General features: G+C 62.6%; 15 protein-coding genes. 10 read left to right on the top strand and 5 right to left on the bottom strand.

Annotation, left to right across the window (positions count from 1 at the left end):
- The first annotated feature begins 27 nt into the window (after positions 1-27).
- Positions 28-1644 (top strand): sodium-dependent transporter, encoded by a 1617-nt coding sequence (locus ACEE43_RS10645; RefSeq protein WP_449107612.1) that lies wholly within the window; start codon positions 28-30, stop codon positions 1642-1644.
- Position 1645: 1 nt separating this feature from the next.
- Entirely contained in the window at positions 1646-1810 is a 165-nt protein-coding gene (locus tag ACEE43_RS10640) for a methionine/alanine import family NSS transporter small subunit (RefSeq protein WP_449107611.1), read from the top strand.
- Between the two features lie 211 nt (positions 1811-2021).
- Here ACEE43_RS10640 and menD read toward each other — a convergent pair whose 3' ends face one another.
- Both menD and ACEE43_RS10630 read right to left on the bottom strand, forming a co-directional pair.
- The gene (gene menD / locus ACEE43_RS10635; RefSeq protein WP_449107610.1) at positions 2022-3749 is read right to left on the bottom strand and encodes a 2-succinyl-5-enolpyruvyl-6-hydroxy-3-cyclohexene-1-carboxylic-acid synthase; all 1728 of its coding nucleotides are present in this window, start codon (positions 3747-3749) and stop codon (positions 2022-2024) included.
- Between the two features lie 104 nt (positions 3750-3853).
- Positions 3854-4891 (bottom strand): o-succinylbenzoate synthase, encoded by a 1038-nt coding sequence (locus ACEE43_RS10630; RefSeq protein ID WP_449107609.1) that lies wholly within the window; start codon positions 4889-4891, stop codon positions 3854-3856.
- A gap of 218 nt (positions 4892-5109) precedes the next feature.
- On the opposite strand from ACEE43_RS10630, the gene ACEE43_RS10625 reads away from it, so the two are divergent.
- Positions 5110-6552, top strand: a complete 1443-nt coding sequence (locus tag ACEE43_RS10625) for a phosphatase PAP2 family protein (protein WP_449107608.1) — start codon at positions 5110-5112, stop codon at positions 6550-6552.
- Positions 6553-6654: 102 nt separating this feature from the next.
- Here the strand turns inward: ACEE43_RS10625 and ACEE43_RS10620 are convergent, their stop codons facing one another.
- Positions 6655-7569, bottom strand: coding sequence for an MBL fold metallo-hydrolase (locus tag ACEE43_RS10620; RefSeq protein ID WP_237199588.1), 915 nt, complete (start codon positions 7567-7569; stop codon positions 6655-6657).
- Between the two features lie 209 nt (positions 7570-7778).
- Here ACEE43_RS10620 and gluQRS point away from each other — a divergent pair, with 209 nt between their 5' ends.
- The 6 genes from gluQRS (at position 7779) to ACEE43_RS10590 (ending at position 13369) form a co-directional block, all read left to right on the top strand.
- On the top strand, positions 7779-8750 hold the full coding sequence (gene gluQRS, locus ACEE43_RS10615) for a tRNA glutamyl-Q(34) synthetase GluQRS (protein WP_449107607.1): 972 nt from the start codon (positions 7779-7781) through the stop codon (positions 8748-8750).
- Positions 8751-8758: 8 nt separating this feature from the next.
- Positions 8759-9697 (top strand): EamA family transporter, encoded by a 939-nt coding sequence (locus ACEE43_RS10610; protein ID WP_449107606.1) that lies wholly within the window; start codon positions 8759-8761, stop codon positions 9695-9697.
- Between the two features lie 225 nt (positions 9698-9922).
- A complete protein-coding gene (gene putP / locus ACEE43_RS10605) occupies positions 9923-11422 on the top strand; it encodes a sodium/proline symporter PutP (protein ID WP_449107605.1) in 1500 nt (499 codons plus the stop codon).
- Between the two features lie 240 nt (positions 11423-11662).
- A complete protein-coding gene (locus ACEE43_RS10600; protein WP_449107604.1) occupies positions 11663-12616 on the top strand; it encodes a 1,4-dihydroxy-2-naphthoyl-CoA synthase in 954 nt (317 codons plus the stop codon).
- A 232-nt stretch (positions 12617-12848) separates the two neighbouring features.
- Complete coding sequence (locus ACEE43_RS10595; protein WP_237184989.1) at positions 12849-13103, top strand: type II toxin-antitoxin system Phd/YefM family antitoxin; 255 nt, start codon at positions 12849-12851, stop codon at positions 13101-13103.
- 8 nt (positions 13104-13111) lie between these two features.
- The gene (locus ACEE43_RS10590) at positions 13112-13369 is read left to right on the top strand and encodes a Txe/YoeB family addiction module toxin (protein ID WP_237184991.1); all 258 of its coding nucleotides are present in this window, start codon (positions 13112-13114) and stop codon (positions 13367-13369) included.
- Positions 13370-13431: 62 nt separating this feature from the next.
- On the opposite strand, the gene ACEE43_RS10585 is transcribed toward ACEE43_RS10590, so the two are convergent.
- Together ACEE43_RS10585 and ACEE43_RS10580 are read right to left on the bottom strand one after the other, a co-directional pair.
- Positions 13432-13659: a hypothetical protein gene (locus ACEE43_RS10585; RefSeq protein WP_237184992.1), complete on the bottom strand. Its 228-nt coding sequence runs from the start codon at positions 13657-13659 to the stop codon at positions 13432-13434.
- 2 nt (positions 13660-13661) lie between these two features.
- Complete coding sequence (locus ACEE43_RS10580) at positions 13662-13838, bottom strand: hypothetical protein (protein WP_449107603.1); 177 nt, start codon at positions 13836-13838, stop codon at positions 13662-13664.
- Between the two features lie 106 nt (positions 13839-13944).
- Here ACEE43_RS10580 and ACEE43_RS10575 point away from each other — a divergent pair, with 106 nt between their 5' ends.
- A complete protein-coding gene (locus tag ACEE43_RS10575) occupies positions 13945-15210 on the top strand; it encodes an AMP-binding protein (RefSeq protein WP_449107602.1) in 1266 nt (421 codons plus the stop codon).
- Positions 15211-15293: the final 83 nt, after the last annotated feature.

The raw sequence follows: 15293 nt of genomic DNA, 5'->3' as shown, positions 1-15293 counted from the left end.
CACTTAGCCCTGCGGAGGACTACTCACATGAGTTCAAACCCCACCTCGGCGCCCAAGAAACGCGAAGGCTTCTCAAGCCGCAAGGTCTTTATCTTTGCAGCTATCGGTTCAGCCGTTGGCCTCGGTAACATCTGGCGCTTCCCCTACGTCGCCTACGATAACGGCGGCGGCGCCTTCATGATTCCCTACCTGGTCGCCCTGCTGACCGCGGGTCTGCCCTTCCTCTTCTTTGACTACGTCATCGGTCACCGCGCCCGCGCGTCCTCTCCCCTGGCCTTCCGCCGCCTGAACCGCAAAACCGAGTTCATCGGCTGGTGGCACATGGGCATCAACTTCATCATCGCTATCTACTACGCAGCGATCCTCGCCTGGGCCGCCCGCTACTTCATCTACTCCTTCACCCACGCCTGGGGCGACGACCCGCAGACCTTCTTCTTCGCGGACGTCCTGCAGCTGGCTGACCCCGTAGCCCTCACCTTCGATTTCGTGCCCGGCATCCTCTACCCCCTGATCGGCATCTGGGTGCTTCTGGCCCTCATCATGTCCCTGGGCGTGCAGAAGGGCGTGGGCCTGGCTAACGTCTTCTTCATCCCCGTGCTGGTCATCATGTTCCTGGTCATGGTCGGCTACTCACTTACCCTGGACGGCGCAATGACCGGCCTCGATGCCCTCTTCACCCCCGACTGGGCCGCTCTGACCGAGCCCGGTGTCTGGGTTGCAGCCTACGGCCAGATCTTCTTCTCCCTGTCCATCGGCTTCGGCATCATGATCACCTACGCCTCCTACCTGAAGAACAAGACCAACCTGACCGGCTCCGGCGCGGTTGTGGGCTTCGCTAACTCCTCCTTCGAGCTGCTGGCCGGTATCGGCGTCTTCGCAGCCCTGGGCTTCATGGCAACCGCCGCTGGCACCCAGGTCTCCGAGGTAGCAACCTCAGGTATTGGCCTGGCCTTCATCGCCTTCCCCACCATCATCTCCCAGGCCCCCGGCGGCACCCTGATCGGTGTGCTCTTCTTCGGCTCCCTGCTCTTTGCAGGCTTCACCTCCATGATCTCCATCGTCGAGGTTATCGTTGCCGGTGTTGAAGACAAGTTCAACCTGGGCCGTGTGCGCTCCACCCTGCTGGTCATCGCCCCCATCGCGGTAATCTCAACCCTGCTCATGGCCACCACCTCCGGCCTCTACGTCCTGGATATCCTGGATAACTTCGTCAACCAGTTCGGCATCCTCGCCGCAGGCCTGGTCTCCATCTTCGTAGTTGCCTACCTGCTACGCGCCCTGCCGATCTTCCGCGACCACCTCAACGAGCGTTCGTCCTGGAAGATGGGCAAGCTCTGGATGTTCCTGCTGGCAGGCATCACCCCCGTCATCCTGGGCTACTCCCTGATCAACACCTTCATCGACCTGATCAACGAACCCTACGAGGGCTACCCCGACCAGATGCTCAACATCTTCGGCTGGGGCATGGTCATCACCCTTCTGGTTGTAGCTATCATCATCTCCATGCTGCCCTGGTCTAAGACCTCACGCGCAGCCCTGACTCCCCCGGCTCCCCCGGTTGCAGGCGGCAAGGTCGTTCACGGACACGTAGACACCACCGCGCAGTCGGCAGCCCAGTCAGCCACCGAAAAGGAAGGTGCCTAGCATGAGCTCCATCGCCATCGTTATGCTGATTGTCTCTATCGCCTTGATCTGGGGCGGCCTGGGCCTGGCCCTGATTCATCTCTCCCGCAACCCCGATGATTCGGTGAGCGAGGTAGAGTCCGACGAAACCGCTATCCCCTGGGCCGCCGAAACCGCCCAGAAGTAACCCGGCTCCCCGCAGAGAAAAGCCCCTCCACACGCAGGTGTGGAGGGGCTCTTACGTTACGATTCAGCGCAGACGGGCGCCTGCAGGCTCGTAGCGAAGCTGCTGGCACCGGGGCTGGCGTGAATCGCTTGTGAGCGTCAGCGAACCAGCGAGAGGGTCGGCAGCGAGCATGAGCCTGCGGGCGCCCGAGCCCCGCCACTGCTCGAAGACCCTACGGCCGCACCACCCTGACGCTGATTCCGTTCTCGCCCCAGGCTGCTGCGAGTTCTTCGAGCTGTGCAGTGTGCGGGGTGGTGAAGAAGCGGCGGACGGCCGGGGCGAATTTCTCGTGCTGGGCTAGTTGGCCGTGTTCCAGGGTTGAGAAGATTCCGCCGCCCCGGTCGTCGTAGACCAGCACGTCGAGGTTGGGTTTGCGTTCGAGGGGGCCGATGTTGAGGGAGCCGGTGTCGTGTAGGAAGGTGAGGTCCCCGACGAGCACGCGCACCGGGCGGTTGAGGGCCAGGGAGATTCCGGACGCGGTGGCGATGGTGCCGTCGATGCCGGCTAGGCCGCGGTTGGCAAAGACCAGGGGTGAGGCTGCCAGGGAGGGGGCGATAAGGTCAAGGTCGCGGATGAGGTTGGATGAGCCCACCATCAGCACAGCGTCATCGTCTAGGCAGCCCCGCCAGGTGGTGTCGGCGAGAGAGTAACCTGCGGTGCGGTCGGCTGAGCTCGCCCCGGGTTGGGCGTTCAGGGTGTAGGCGCCTGCCCGGTAGTCGGCGACCTGCTGGTTCAGTTCCCGGGCTAGTTCCTGCCCGGCTTCGCTCCAGCTGGTCGTCCAGTCGTGGCCGTCCTCGGTGGTAGCTCCCCGACCTGTGCCTGCGAAGTCGGCCAGTTCAGCCAGGGTCGCGATCTCCCGCAGGTCAAGGGCCCCGGGCTCATACCAGGGGGCAGGTGAGGGGGCGTAGAGGGTGCGTTCTACCGCGGAGTTGGTCAGCAGGGTGGCAACCGGCCGGGAGAGGGTGGGGTGACCGAAGATAACGGCCCGCTCAATCTGCTGCCCCAGGTGCCCTGCCAGTACCTGCCGGTAGGCGGGCACAGCCAGGGGTGAGAAGCGGGCGTTCGATGAGGGTTCGGCCAGCAGGGGTAGACCCTGCTGCTGGGCAAAGGCCTGGGCGATAGGCCCTGCCCCGTCACCGGCCACCACGACGGTACGGCGGGTGGTACCGGCGCCGTCCGTCCGCCCAGCCCCCTTGCCAGTTCCTGCGCGTAGCCAGCTAGCTGCGCTGGGGTCAGCCGGGGGTAGTGGGGTGGCAGGTGCCGGTGGGTTTTCGGCCAGCGAGCGCGCCCACCGTTCTAGGATCTGCTGGTCTAGAGGGTTGGGGGTAAGCGGGGTGTCAAGGGCCAGGTTGATCTGGACGGGGCCCCGCGGGGTGCTTGAGGGAACGTCCCAGTTATCTGCTGAACGCCCGGTCAGTGCAGCGAGCGCCGCGTTGAGTTGGGCGCTCTGGGAGTCTGCGGGGTCGGCTGTGTAGTTTTCGAGGGTGCAGGACGCCCGTGTGTGGGCGGGAGCAATCGCTTGCTGGTCGGTGGTTTGGTTGGCACCGGTGCCCTGGAGCCGGGCAGGGCGGTCGGCCGAGAGCAGGGCCAGGGGTGCGCCAGCGTGGTAGGCCTCCATGAGGGCCGGGAGGCACTCGCCCACGGCGGTGCCGCTGGTGGTGACCATGCCGACCGGATGGCCGCTGGCCTTGGCCAGCCCCAAGGCGGTGAAGGCGGCACTGCGCTCGTCGATACGCACGTGGGCCTCTAGTACCCCGGCCTGGTCCAGGGCTGCTAGGGCGTAGGCCAGGGGGGCGGAGCGTGAGCCCGGGGCTAGCACGACATGGCGCATGCCTGCCCGTACCAGGGTATCGAGCACAGAAATTGCGGTCACGAATGAGGGGGAAGGTGCATCAGTCACCCCACCAGTTTACTCGCTGCGCTCAGCGCTGGGGCCAGTCCGGTTTCCCGCCAAGACCTTCTCGGAGGCAGAGCAGGGCAGGCTTCGGTGGGCTAGGGCGGGCCCTAAGCTGCCGCCTGGTCTAATATGCGGTAGCAGGCCTCGATACGGCGATGCCACCAGACGGTGCGTTCGGGGCTGGCTGCTGCCTCTTCGAGGAGCCGGGGGTCAGGGGCGATATCGCGCAGGGGCAGGTAGCCGTCTCGGGCTACGAGGGGGCTGGGGGTGACGTCCTGAGCCAGGAGGGAGACCGTGCCCAGCCCGCACCCGTAGGGCAGCTGGGGCAGGGCAGCGGCTAGAGCCGCGCCGGTACGAATACCCACCGAACTTTCAAGAGCCGATGAGACAACCGCAGGTAGGGCGGCCTGCTCCACTAGCTCTAAGGCCCGTCTGACTCCTCCCAGAGGTGCGGCCTTAATAATCATCAGGTCAGCTGCTCCCAGACGGGCGACCCGTAACGGGTCATCGGCCTTACGCACAGCCTCATCGGCGGCGATCAGCAGAGGGTTACCCCGGACCCGCAGTGCCTCGCGCACCCGGGCTAGGCCCTCGATACCCGGAACAGGCTGCTCGGCGTAAAGCAGGTCGTAGTCAGCCAGCTCGGTCAGGGCGCGGACGGCCTGGCCCTCCTCCCAGCCGCCGTTGGCGTCAATCTTCAGGCGAGCCCCGGGGCAGGCCGCGCGGACGGCCGCTACCCGGGCCAGGTCCTGGGCCAGGGATTCTTCAAAGGGCAGCCCGGCCTCAGCCACCTTGATTTTGATTTCCCGCACCTGCCCCTGGTAGCGGGTTAGCACGTCCTCTACCGCCTGAGCAGGCACCGCTGGAACCGTGGCATTGAGGGGAATACTGGTGCGCAGTGGTTGCGGGTAGGGCAGCCAGGCCGCCTCGATAGCGCAGGCTAGCCAAGCGGATGCCTCCACGGGCTCATATTCGAGGAAGGGGGCAAACTCGCCCCATCCTTCCGGCCCCTGAATCAGAGCGGTTTCACGTAGGCTGACACCGCGGAACTTCACCCGCATAGGCAGGGCTACTACACGGGTCGCCGACAAGATTTCTTCAAGCGGGGGCAGGGGAACGTTAAGGGGCAGGGCGCTAGCTGTCATACTTTCTAATCTACTCTTCTACCGCTTCTGCGGGGCTGTGTTCAGGTGCTCGCGCAACATTAGGGGTTCTCTCAGGAAAGTCCCATGTGAGTTTGCCACAATAGCACTACAGGCTGAGCCTGTTAGCTCTTAGCAGGGTCTAGGGCTGAAATAGCAGGTACAGCTTGGTAGGCTCGTTGAGGTGTCTACACGCAGCAGAAAGGTCTTTGGGGATAACTGTGAGTTTTGAGAAGCGCGATTCTAACGCTGTTTCTGGCACACCCGACGATGCCACCGAGGTGCTAACGCCCCAGACCTATAACGACCGCACGGTTGCCCTACCGACCAGCCCCGGTGACGACGCCACCGAGATGCTTCCTGCTTCTCGGGCACGGGCTACTTTTACAGATGATGACGCCACCGTGGTACTCCCTGCCGCGCCTTCTGCGCCCCAGGGCGAGGTTCTGAAAGCTAAGCTCCAGGCCGGTACCGCCAGTGGCCTGGCGGCAGCTAAAACCGGTTTTGCCGCCGCGCAGGCAGCGGCCCAGGAGGCAGCGCACCGGGTCAAGAAGGAACGTGCCGCCCGGGCGGCGAGCAAGGCCCGCGCCCAAGCGGCGGCCCCGCGTCCGGACGCAGTCAGCGCCCACCGGGCGCCACAGGCTAGCTACGGGGCCCCTGCCGCTGCTCAGCAAGGACGCCCCCGCCCCGGCCACCCGGCGCAGGGCTACGGCCAGGCGCCCTACAGCAGCCAGGCTCACTCAGGGGAGTACTCCCCCTCGGGCCGGTTGCATATGCTCACTCCCTCGCATATTCGGCAGACTCGCCCCTCGCTCTGGACGCTGATCCAGCACTTCTTTGCGGCAGGAACCCTCTTCTGCCTTCTGGTGGCAGCCTTTGTTTTCTTTATTACAACGTCAACCGGCCAGGAGCTCGACGAGATTTCCTTCCAGGAGTTCTCCTACCAGTTCATGACCTACACTGAGCAGACCTCTACCCTGCTCGACTTCATTCCCACCGCCGCCGGTATTACCGCGGCTATCGGCATTCTCTTTGTGCTGCTGTGGAAGCACCGCTTTGTGCCCGCCCTGGTGGGTGTGGCCATTGCCGCCGGTGCTAACCTGACCACCCAGCTGCTGAAGAACTACATCATCGTCAAGCCCAACCTGGGTATTCAGGAGGCCCTGGGCAACTCAGCGCCGTCCGGTCACACGACCTTTGCGGCGGCTGCGGGCCTGGCCCTCTTCCTGGCCTCTCCCAAGCGCTTCCGCCCCACCGTGGCCCTGATTAGCATGGTCTTTACGGTAGCGGCCGGTTACTCCACCGTGGTCAATGGCTGGCACCGCCCAGCCGATGTGGTCACAGCTATTCTGGTCACCGGTCTCTGGGGCGTATTAGGGCTCGTGATTCTGCGTTTCATGCGATCAGAGGAACTCGATATGAGCGATACCCAGCGATCAGGGCTGATCCTGGTTCCCCTGCTTTCTATCTCGGGGTTCTTCTCGGGCTTCTGCGCCCTAGCCCTCTACTGGGTTACCTACACCAACCCGATTCCCGGCTCTGCCTTTATGGCAGCTATCTGTCTCATCGGGGCGGTAGCGGCTCTAACCACCAGCACGCAGATTGCCCTGCTACGCCCCCAGAATAAGAAGCGCAGCGCCTACCGGAAGGTCTGGGCTTACTAATACAGACTGGATTCAGTTTAAAGACAAGAGCTACCCGGCATTGAGCTGGGTAGCTCTTTCTGTCTCGCGCCTAAGCTTCTGAGCAAATCGTGCGAGGTGCTTCTAACCCTGCCCCAGGGTAATGGGGCCGGTCAGGCCAGAGGCAGCATCCCCCTCAAACGTGACGGTCGAGAGCCCCTGCCCCTCAGCCTCACGGGCTTCAAGCTTCGTGAGACGGTCGAGCAGAATTCGGGTGGATCCCCCCGAATAGGGTAGCTGGTACATGGAGGCTGTCGTTGCCCCCTTGACCTTCTTCAGGGCAGAGTCAGCAATTTTCTGTACGGCGTCTTCCATGGTGTCGGCCATACGCTCGATGAAGGAACTCTCCACCGGGGTGCCGTGCCCGGGAACGAAGATGCGGTAGCGGTCGAGCCCTGCCAGGGTGCGTAGGGTGCTAACCCACAGTTCGGGGTAGGAGTCGTCGAAGGCGGGGTCTGAGCCCTGCTCGATGATGTCACCGGCGAACAGGACGTCGTCTACCCCTACCAGCACGTCGCCGTCGGTGTGGGCCAGGCCCAGGTACATGAGGGTCACGGCCCGCTGGCCCAGTTCTACGCGGGTAAAGGCCGGACGGGTACCGTCGCCGGGCAAGAACCGGGTGGGTACAACAAGCTGAGTGTTAGGGCCAGCCTGGTGGGCCATCTCGGGTTCTAGCACCTCAACGTAAAGACGCTGGCGGTCGCCGTAGCTTTCGATAGCGCGGGCGGCGCGGGGGTGGGCCCAGATGTCGGTGACTCCGTCAGCTGCGAACACGGCGTTGCCCATGAAGCGGTCGAAGTGCGCATGGGTGTTGACCGCAACCAGAGGAAGCTCGGTGACCCGTCGCACGGCTCTCAGGATCTCGGCTCCCTGACGGGGCCCGGCGCCGGTGTCAACCACCATAGCCTTCTCTGCGCCCACAATCAGACCGGAGTTAAGACGGTAGTTATCCGTTGAGATCTGATAGATACCATCGGCAATTTCAAGAGTTCTAGCCATACTCTCTAAGGTACTTGAAATAAAAGGTGCCTACCGTGTTTACGAGTGGCTAAGCAGTTATTTCTCACCACACTGCCCTTCTTTAACGGTGTTACGCAGGTTGAGCGCAATCTTATGTCATAAAAAGATGTATCACCTTAGCTACCAGCTCATCAGGGGTAGCTGCCCTCAACCCGCTAGCTTCCCCTGGGCACTAGACTAGTGGGGTGATGTCTATCAAAACCGCTCCTGTTCCCGTTCCCTGCGGCCGTTATGCGCCTTCCCCTTCCGGTGACCTGCACCTGGGCAACCTACGCACCGCCCTACTGGCCTGGATGATGGCCCGTACCGCGGGAGGCCGTTTTGTGATGCGGGTGGAGGATTTAGACCGGGTCAAGAAGGGGGCGGCAGAGCGTCAGCTGGCCGACCTTGCCGCCCTGGGCATCGACTGGGACGGGGAGGTGCTCTACCAGTCCACCCGCCTAGATGCCTACGCGGACGCCCTTAACCGTCTGTGCGAGGCCGGGCTAGTTTACGAGTGCTACTGCACCCGCAAAGAAATTCAGGAGGCCTCCAGTGCCCCGCACGGCGCCCCCGGCGCCTACCCCGGCACCTGCCGCAACCTCACCGAGGCAGAAAGGGCTGAGCGCAGGCAGCTGAGGCCGGCGTCCTTGCGCCTCAAAGCCCAGGTGAGCAAATGGACTGTCACCGACCGTTTCGCCGGGGAATACACCGACGCTGTCGACGATTTTGTGCTGGTGCGGGCCGACGGGGTCTACGCCTACAACCTGGTGTGTGTGGTCGATGACGACTACCAGGGGGTCACTGAGGTGGTGCGCGGCGACGACCTGCTGCCCTCGGCTCCCCGCCAGGCCTATCTAGCGCACCTGCTGGGGTTGCAGGTGCCTGTCTACGCTCATGTCCCCCTGACTCTCAACACCGAGGGCAAGCGCCTGGCTAAACGGGACGGGGCCGTGACCCTTGCTGAGCTCACCGCCGCCGGGGTCAGCACCGACCACATCATGCGCATGATTGCTGCCTCTATTCCGCTGCCCCCGCTCACCGGGGCGAGCGCTGGCGAAAGCGGCCCCCACCTGCCCGAAACCGCCGCTGAGATGCTCTCTGTCTTTAGCCCAGACCGTATCAAGCAGGCCCCCTGGACGGTGGTAGACCCGCTGCTCGAAAGCACCTGCGGGCTTTAGGAGGCGCTGTGAACCTCGCTGACCGCATACCGGCCGAACGCCGGGGCACCGCTGCCCTGCTTCTAATCCTCACTGGTTCCCTGGGTATTCAGATTTCAGCTGCGATTGTCTCGGTGCTCTTTGCTAGCGTTGGCCCCACCCAGGTCGCCGCCCTGCGTGCCCTGATTGCCGCCATAGTCCTGTGGGCGCTGGTGCGTCCTAACCCCCTTGCCCTGCGGCGGCGGGACCTTCCCCAGGTGCTGGTCTACGGGCTGGTGCTGACCCTGATGAGCGTCTGTTTCTACAATGCGGTGCACCATATTCCTTTGGGCGTGGCGGTGACCTTTGAATACCTGGGTGCCTTTGTGGTGGCCCTGCTCGGTGTGCGGCGCCTGCGCGACGGGCTCATCGCCTTTTTCGCTCTGGCCGGGGTTGTGATGATTGCCGGGCCTACACTCGCGGGGGACGCCCACCCTATCGGCTTTATCTGGGCCCTCGGGTCAGCCGCCTCGATGGCCGGCTACACCATTTTCTCGGCCCGCATGGGTTCAGCGTCCGCCGCGACCAGCGGCCTGCGCGGCACCACCATGTCGCTGGCTTTTTCGGCCCTCATCCAGCTGCCCCTGTCAGTGCCCGCTATGGCGGGGCTGGACGCGGACGCCTGGTTCAAGCTGGCGCTCTCCGCCATCGTGGGCGTAGCCCTGGCCTATTCTGCCGATAACATCGCCGGGCAGCTGACCAGCGCCGCCGTCATCGGGGTGCTCTTCTCCATCGACCCCGTGGTAGGGGCCATCGTGGGCACCTTCATGCTGGGTGAAGTGCTCTCTGCCTGGTCCTACCTGGGCATTGTGCTCATCGCCGCCTCCGGCGCCTACATCGTCTGGCGCACCAACAGGTCAGCCATCGCGGTAACACTGCATACATCGGCCCTACCCGTGATAGATCCACGCTCACAGAAGCACTCTTAAGAAAAGCTCACCGTTTTTGTACGAAGATTCTAAATAGCTTCAGGCGGTGAGATAGTGTCACCCAGACCCTCAGGGTGTAAGCTAACGCACAGACCAAAACGTGTGCCTCAGCAAATACCTCAAGTAATCTAAACAGGATACTTTAGAGAAACTGCACATAAGGGAAGGTGCGCCGACGCACCCACCCCAGCCCGCACGTCCTCGCCTACAACCCAAGGGGAGCTCATGAGCAACACCACCTACCAGCTGATAGCCCTGGCTATCTACTTCACCGCCATGGTCGGCATCGGCATCTGGGCCAAGTCCAAGAACAACAACCTCGACGACTACGTACTCGGCGGGCGCTCCCTCTCCCCCACCGCAGCGGCCCTGTCAGCGGGTGCCTCAGACATGTCGGGCTGGCTCCTCATGGGCCTACCCGGCGCCCTCTACATCACCGGCCTGGCTGAAGCCTGGATTGCCATCGGCCTAACTGCCGGCGCCTGGCTTAACTGGAAGTTCGTAGCACCCCGCCTGCGCGCCTATACAGAGGTCTCCCGCAACTCGGTGACCGTCCCTTCCTTCTTCCACAACCGCCTGCGCGACCCCCGCGGCATCATCCGCATCTTCGCTGCCCTGGTCATCCTGATTTTCTTCACCTTCTATGTCTCTTCCGGTATGGTCGCCGGGGGTGTCTTCTTCCAGTCCTCATTCGGCGGTAACTACCACACCGGCATGCTGCTGGTCGCCGGCATCACCGTTGCCTACACCCTCTTCGGTGGCTTCCTGGGTGCAACCTACACCGACGTCGTCCAGGGCCTGCTCATGCTCACCGCCCTCATCGTCCTACCGATTATGGCCCTGGTTTACGTCGGCGGCTTCTCGGGCCTTGAAACCACCATCGAGTCCGTTAACCCCACCGCCCTCTCCTTCTTTGCGGGCACCACCGTGTTGGGCATTCTTTCCTCAGCTGCCTGGGGTCTAGGCTACTTCGGCCAGCCCCACATCATCGTGCGCTTCATGGGTCTACGCTCAGCCCAGGACGCCACCGCCGGCCGCCGCATCGGCATCACCTGGATGATCGCCACCCTGGTCGGTGCCATGAGCGCCGGTCTTATCGGTATCGCCTACTTTGCCCGCCACCCCGAAGCGACCCTGACCGACACCACCAATGCTGAGTCAGTCTTCCTGGATATGTCCCAGATTCTGCTCCACCCCCTACTGGCCGGGTTCGTGCTGGCAGCGGTGCTGGCGGCTATTATGTCGACCCTTTCTTCCCAGCTGATTGTCTGCTCATCTGCCCTGGCTGAAGACCTCTACAAGCTCACCAGCGGCGGCAAGGAACTCTCAGACGCCAAGGGCCTCTGGCTAGGCCGCGCGGGCGTGCTGGTTGTCTCTGTTATCGCAGGCCTGCTGGCCTGGAACCCCGACTCCTCTGTGCTCTCCCTGGTCTCCTTCGCTTGGGCTGGCTTCGGCGCAGCCTTCGGCCCCATCGTGATTCTCTCCCTCTACTGGCGCAAGCTCACCGCACTTGGCGCCGTCGCGGGTATGGTGGCAGGCACCATCACCGTCTTCGTCTGGGGCTACAACGAGGTGCTCTCGGGTTACATGTACGAGATTGTGCCCGGCTTCCTGGTCAACCTGCTCTTTGCCTACCTGGTGTCGGTTGCCACCTACAAGGGTGACTCCGCCACCGCCCGCGAAATCAACGAAGAGTTCGACCGCGCAGTGGAGCTCTCCCGCTAAGCTAGTTTCCGCTAGAACCGCCAGCCAAGGTCCTTCTTTTATCAGGACGCCGCACCCCGCTCCCCTGCCCCTCATGCAGGAAGCTGGGGGCGGCGTCCGTCCTTTCTTCCGCTGAATGGCGGCAAATCTCTGCTGAATGTAACCGAAAGCTTCATGTGCGTGTTCTTTGAACGCGCAGATGAAGTTTTCGGTTACGCACAAGGAACCAGCAGCGGGGACGCCCTGGGTAGACTGGTGGCTATGACTAACGAACTTCCTGCCAAGGTTTCTGATATTTTTGACCCCCGGGCCTGGCGCCTGGTCGAGGGCTTTGAAGACCTGACCGACATCACCTACCACCGACAGGTAGAACGCAACGAGGCCGGTGAGATTCTGCGCGACCTACCAACCGTGCGCATCGCCTTTGACCGGCCCGAGGTACGCAACGCCTTCCGCCCCCACACCGTCGATGAGCTCTACCGGGTGCTGGATCACGCCCGCATGACCTCCAACGTGGGTACCGTACTGCTGACCGGCAACGGCCCCTCAGCCAAGGACGGCGGCTGGGCCTTCTGCTCCGGCGGCGACCAGCGCATTCGCGGTCGTGACGGCTACCGCTACGCCGAGGGTGAGACCCGCGATTCCATCGACCCGGCCCGCGCAGGGCGCCTGCACATCCTGGAGGTTCAGCGCCTGATTCGTACCATGCCCAAGGTGGTTATTGCCCTGGTGTCGGGCTGGGCTGCCGGTGGCGGCCACTCCCTGCATGTGGTTGCTGACCTGACTATTGCGTCAGAAGAGTACGGCAAGTTTAAGCAGACCGACGCAACCGTTGGATCCTTTGACGCCGGCTATGGCTCTGCCCTGCTGGCCCGCCAGGTAGGCCAGAAGTTTGCCCGCGAGATTTTCTTCCTGGCCAAGGAGTATGACGCCCAGCGCATGTACGAAATGGGCGCTGTGAATGACGTAGTGCCCCACGCCGAGCTTGAGAAAAAGGGCCTGGAGTACGCAGCCCACATTGCCCGTCAGTCCCCGCAGGCGATTCGTATGCTCAAGTTCGCTTTCAACCTGCCGGACGACGGCATGGTCGGCCAGCAGGTCTTTGCCGGTGAGGCCACCCGCATGGCCTACATGACCGACGAAGCCGTCGAAGGCCGCGATGCTTTCCTTGAGAAGCGCGACCCCAACTGGGAGAACTACCCCTACTACTTCTAGCCGCCCACCGGCGTCCGCGCACCCGGCTCAGAGCCGCGCAGGCTAAGTGCCCACCCGACTCTCGTACTGCCCACCTTCTCTGTGGGCAGTACGAGAGTCGGGTGGGCTTTCGTTCCCTGAGCAAAAGAATAAGACGATACTTCCCCTGCAGCGTGCGGTATTCCAAAGGAAAAACATTAGCTCTTGAAGATACCGCCTCGCAAGCGTACAGTTTTCTGTACAGGAGGTTCTGATGAAAACTATGACCTACACCGAGTCCCGCGCCAATTACGCCCAAGTACTCGATATCGCAGTAGAAGACCTTGAAGAAGTCGTCATCACCAGGGCAGGGCACGAACCTGCCGTCATTCTTTCACTTGCCGAATACGAATCACTCAAAGAAACCGCTCACCTCTTACGTTCGCCTGCCAATGCCCGTAAGCTACTCGATGCAATCGACGAACTTGAAGCAGGTGGAGGCTCCAACCAGGCACTCCTCGAAGATTAGGCAACGGCGTGGAACTTATCTGGAGCAATCAGGCCTGGGAAGATTACCTGTGGTGGCAAAGGCAAGATCGCAAGGTTCTCAAAAGAATCAATACCCTACTCAAAGATATCCAACGCAACGGCAACGAAGGTATTGGCAAGCCAGAGGCCCTGCGCAACAACCTCTCCGGCTACTGGTCACGCAGAATTACCGAAGAACACCGGCTGGTCTACAAAATCGTGGGCAACTCTGTGCGCATTGCTGCGGTGAGGTACCACTACGAGTAGGACGCCCCACCCCGTCTTCTCCACGGAAGGTAGGGCGGGGCGTCCTTGCGTTCAGCTCGGGGCTAAGCCTCAGGGCCTGCCATGCGCCGGGCAGCTTTGCGGTTGTCAATGGCTCGTTCTTCGAATTCCAGCTCGATGATACGCAGCTTGTTCTTGCGGTGCCAGGTCAGCAGCACGTTAACCAGAAAGACCAGGAAAACCAGCATGAAGACCAGGTAGGCCAGGCCAATCACAGAAAGAACGGCTTCCCCAGTAGTGGGCACCAGCGGATTAGTAGCAAGTACAGTCATGATTAGGCTCCCTTGTCGGTGTTACCTGTGGCATTCTCACCCAAGCCCAGGCGCTTACGAATCACCCGAATCTCGGTCTTATTTTTCTTATGAAACCCCAGAAGCACTACAAAGAAGAGCACCAGCAGGGCCAGGTACAGTAACAAAAGTGCGATTTCTGCACCGGTTACTTCAAGCATGGGTTGGCTCCTATCTCGACCTTGAGAAGCAGAAGGTGTTACCTACAAGATTACCAAGTAGGCATACTATTTGGCAATAATCACCAGGCGTAGACTAAAAAGAGCCATGACACTAGATTCCCTTACCCCGCTCCCTGCACCCGTCCTGCCCGAGCCGGGAGGCGCCGTCCGCGTCGGAGCAAATCAGCCCGCCAGCCCCGCCCAGCAGGTCACCGAAGCCCTGCACACCTTCAGCACCCGCTTTGCAGAGCTAGAGAGAGGGCAGGACGCACCCGCCCTGGTGGTCACGACCAGCGGCTCCACCGGTACCCCCAAGCAGACGGTACTCTCTACCTCAGCATTACGTGCTTCGGCTCAGGGCACAGAAACAGCCACTGGGACAAGCAGCGCCCAGTGGCTCCTGGCTCTGCCCCTGCAGTACGTTGCCGGGGCGCAGGTGGTGGCGAGGTCTGCCCTGGCAGGTACCGCCCCCGTCCTGACTGCTTCAGTCAGCGAGGGCACCCGCTTCACGGCCCAGGATTTCATCCGCTCCGCCGAAAAGCTCTCAGCCCCGCAACGGCTGGTCTCCCTGGTACCCACCCAGTTACACCGCCTGCTCGAAACCCCGGTGGGTGCCCTCCGCGAAGAAACCCTCGCGGCCCTGCGTTCTTTCTCCGCAATTCTGCTGGGCGGGGCACCGGCCAGCGCCGACCTCATCGCAACCGCCCGCGCCCTGGAGCTCCCCGTAGTGCGCACCTACGGGTCGGCCGAAACCGCCGGGGGCTGCGTCTACGAGGGCAAGCCGTTGCCGGGCGTCCGCGTGCAGATAGAAGCCGATGCCGCCGACCCGCAAGCCCCCGGACGCATCTGGCTGGGCGGGCCAACCATTGCCAGCGGTTACGCCAATGACCCTCAACGCACCGCCGCCCACTTCTTTGTAGACAGTCAGGGAACCCGCTGGTACCGCACCGACGATCTGGGCACCCAAGACCTGCGCACCGGAACCCTCACCGTAGCGGGCCGAGCCGACGACGTGCTGATTTCCGGCGGCATCAAAACCAGCGCGGCAGCCGTAGCTACCGCCCTCGAAAGCCACCCGGCCGTGCGCGAAGCCCTGGTGGCCGGGGTTCCAGATGCCCGCTGGGGTACCGCCATCACCGCCGCCGTCACCCTGGTGGCGGGCAACAGCGCACGCGCTTCTGAGCTTGCGGACGCCATCCCCCAGCTGGTGGCAAAAAAGCTGGGGACGGCGTCCGCCCCCAAACTCGTTAAGGTGCTCCCTGACATGCCGACTCTTCCCACCGGCAAGCCTGACCGGCGGGCCGTCCAGGCGCTCCTTGCAGAAGCCTGGAAAGCCCAGTCGGCAAACCGGGGTAGGTCACGCGGCCACTAGCGGGCGTCCACCGCTAAAAAGTGAGAGAATGGTGTGTATTTGTGGCGTAGCGACGCCACATCGAAACTTGGGTTGATAAGGAG

This window comes from Rothia sp. 11254D007BW (assembly GCF_053548195.1).
Note: the sequence above shows the minus strand (reverse complement) of the source record. Positions and strands in the feature narration are given on the sequence as shown.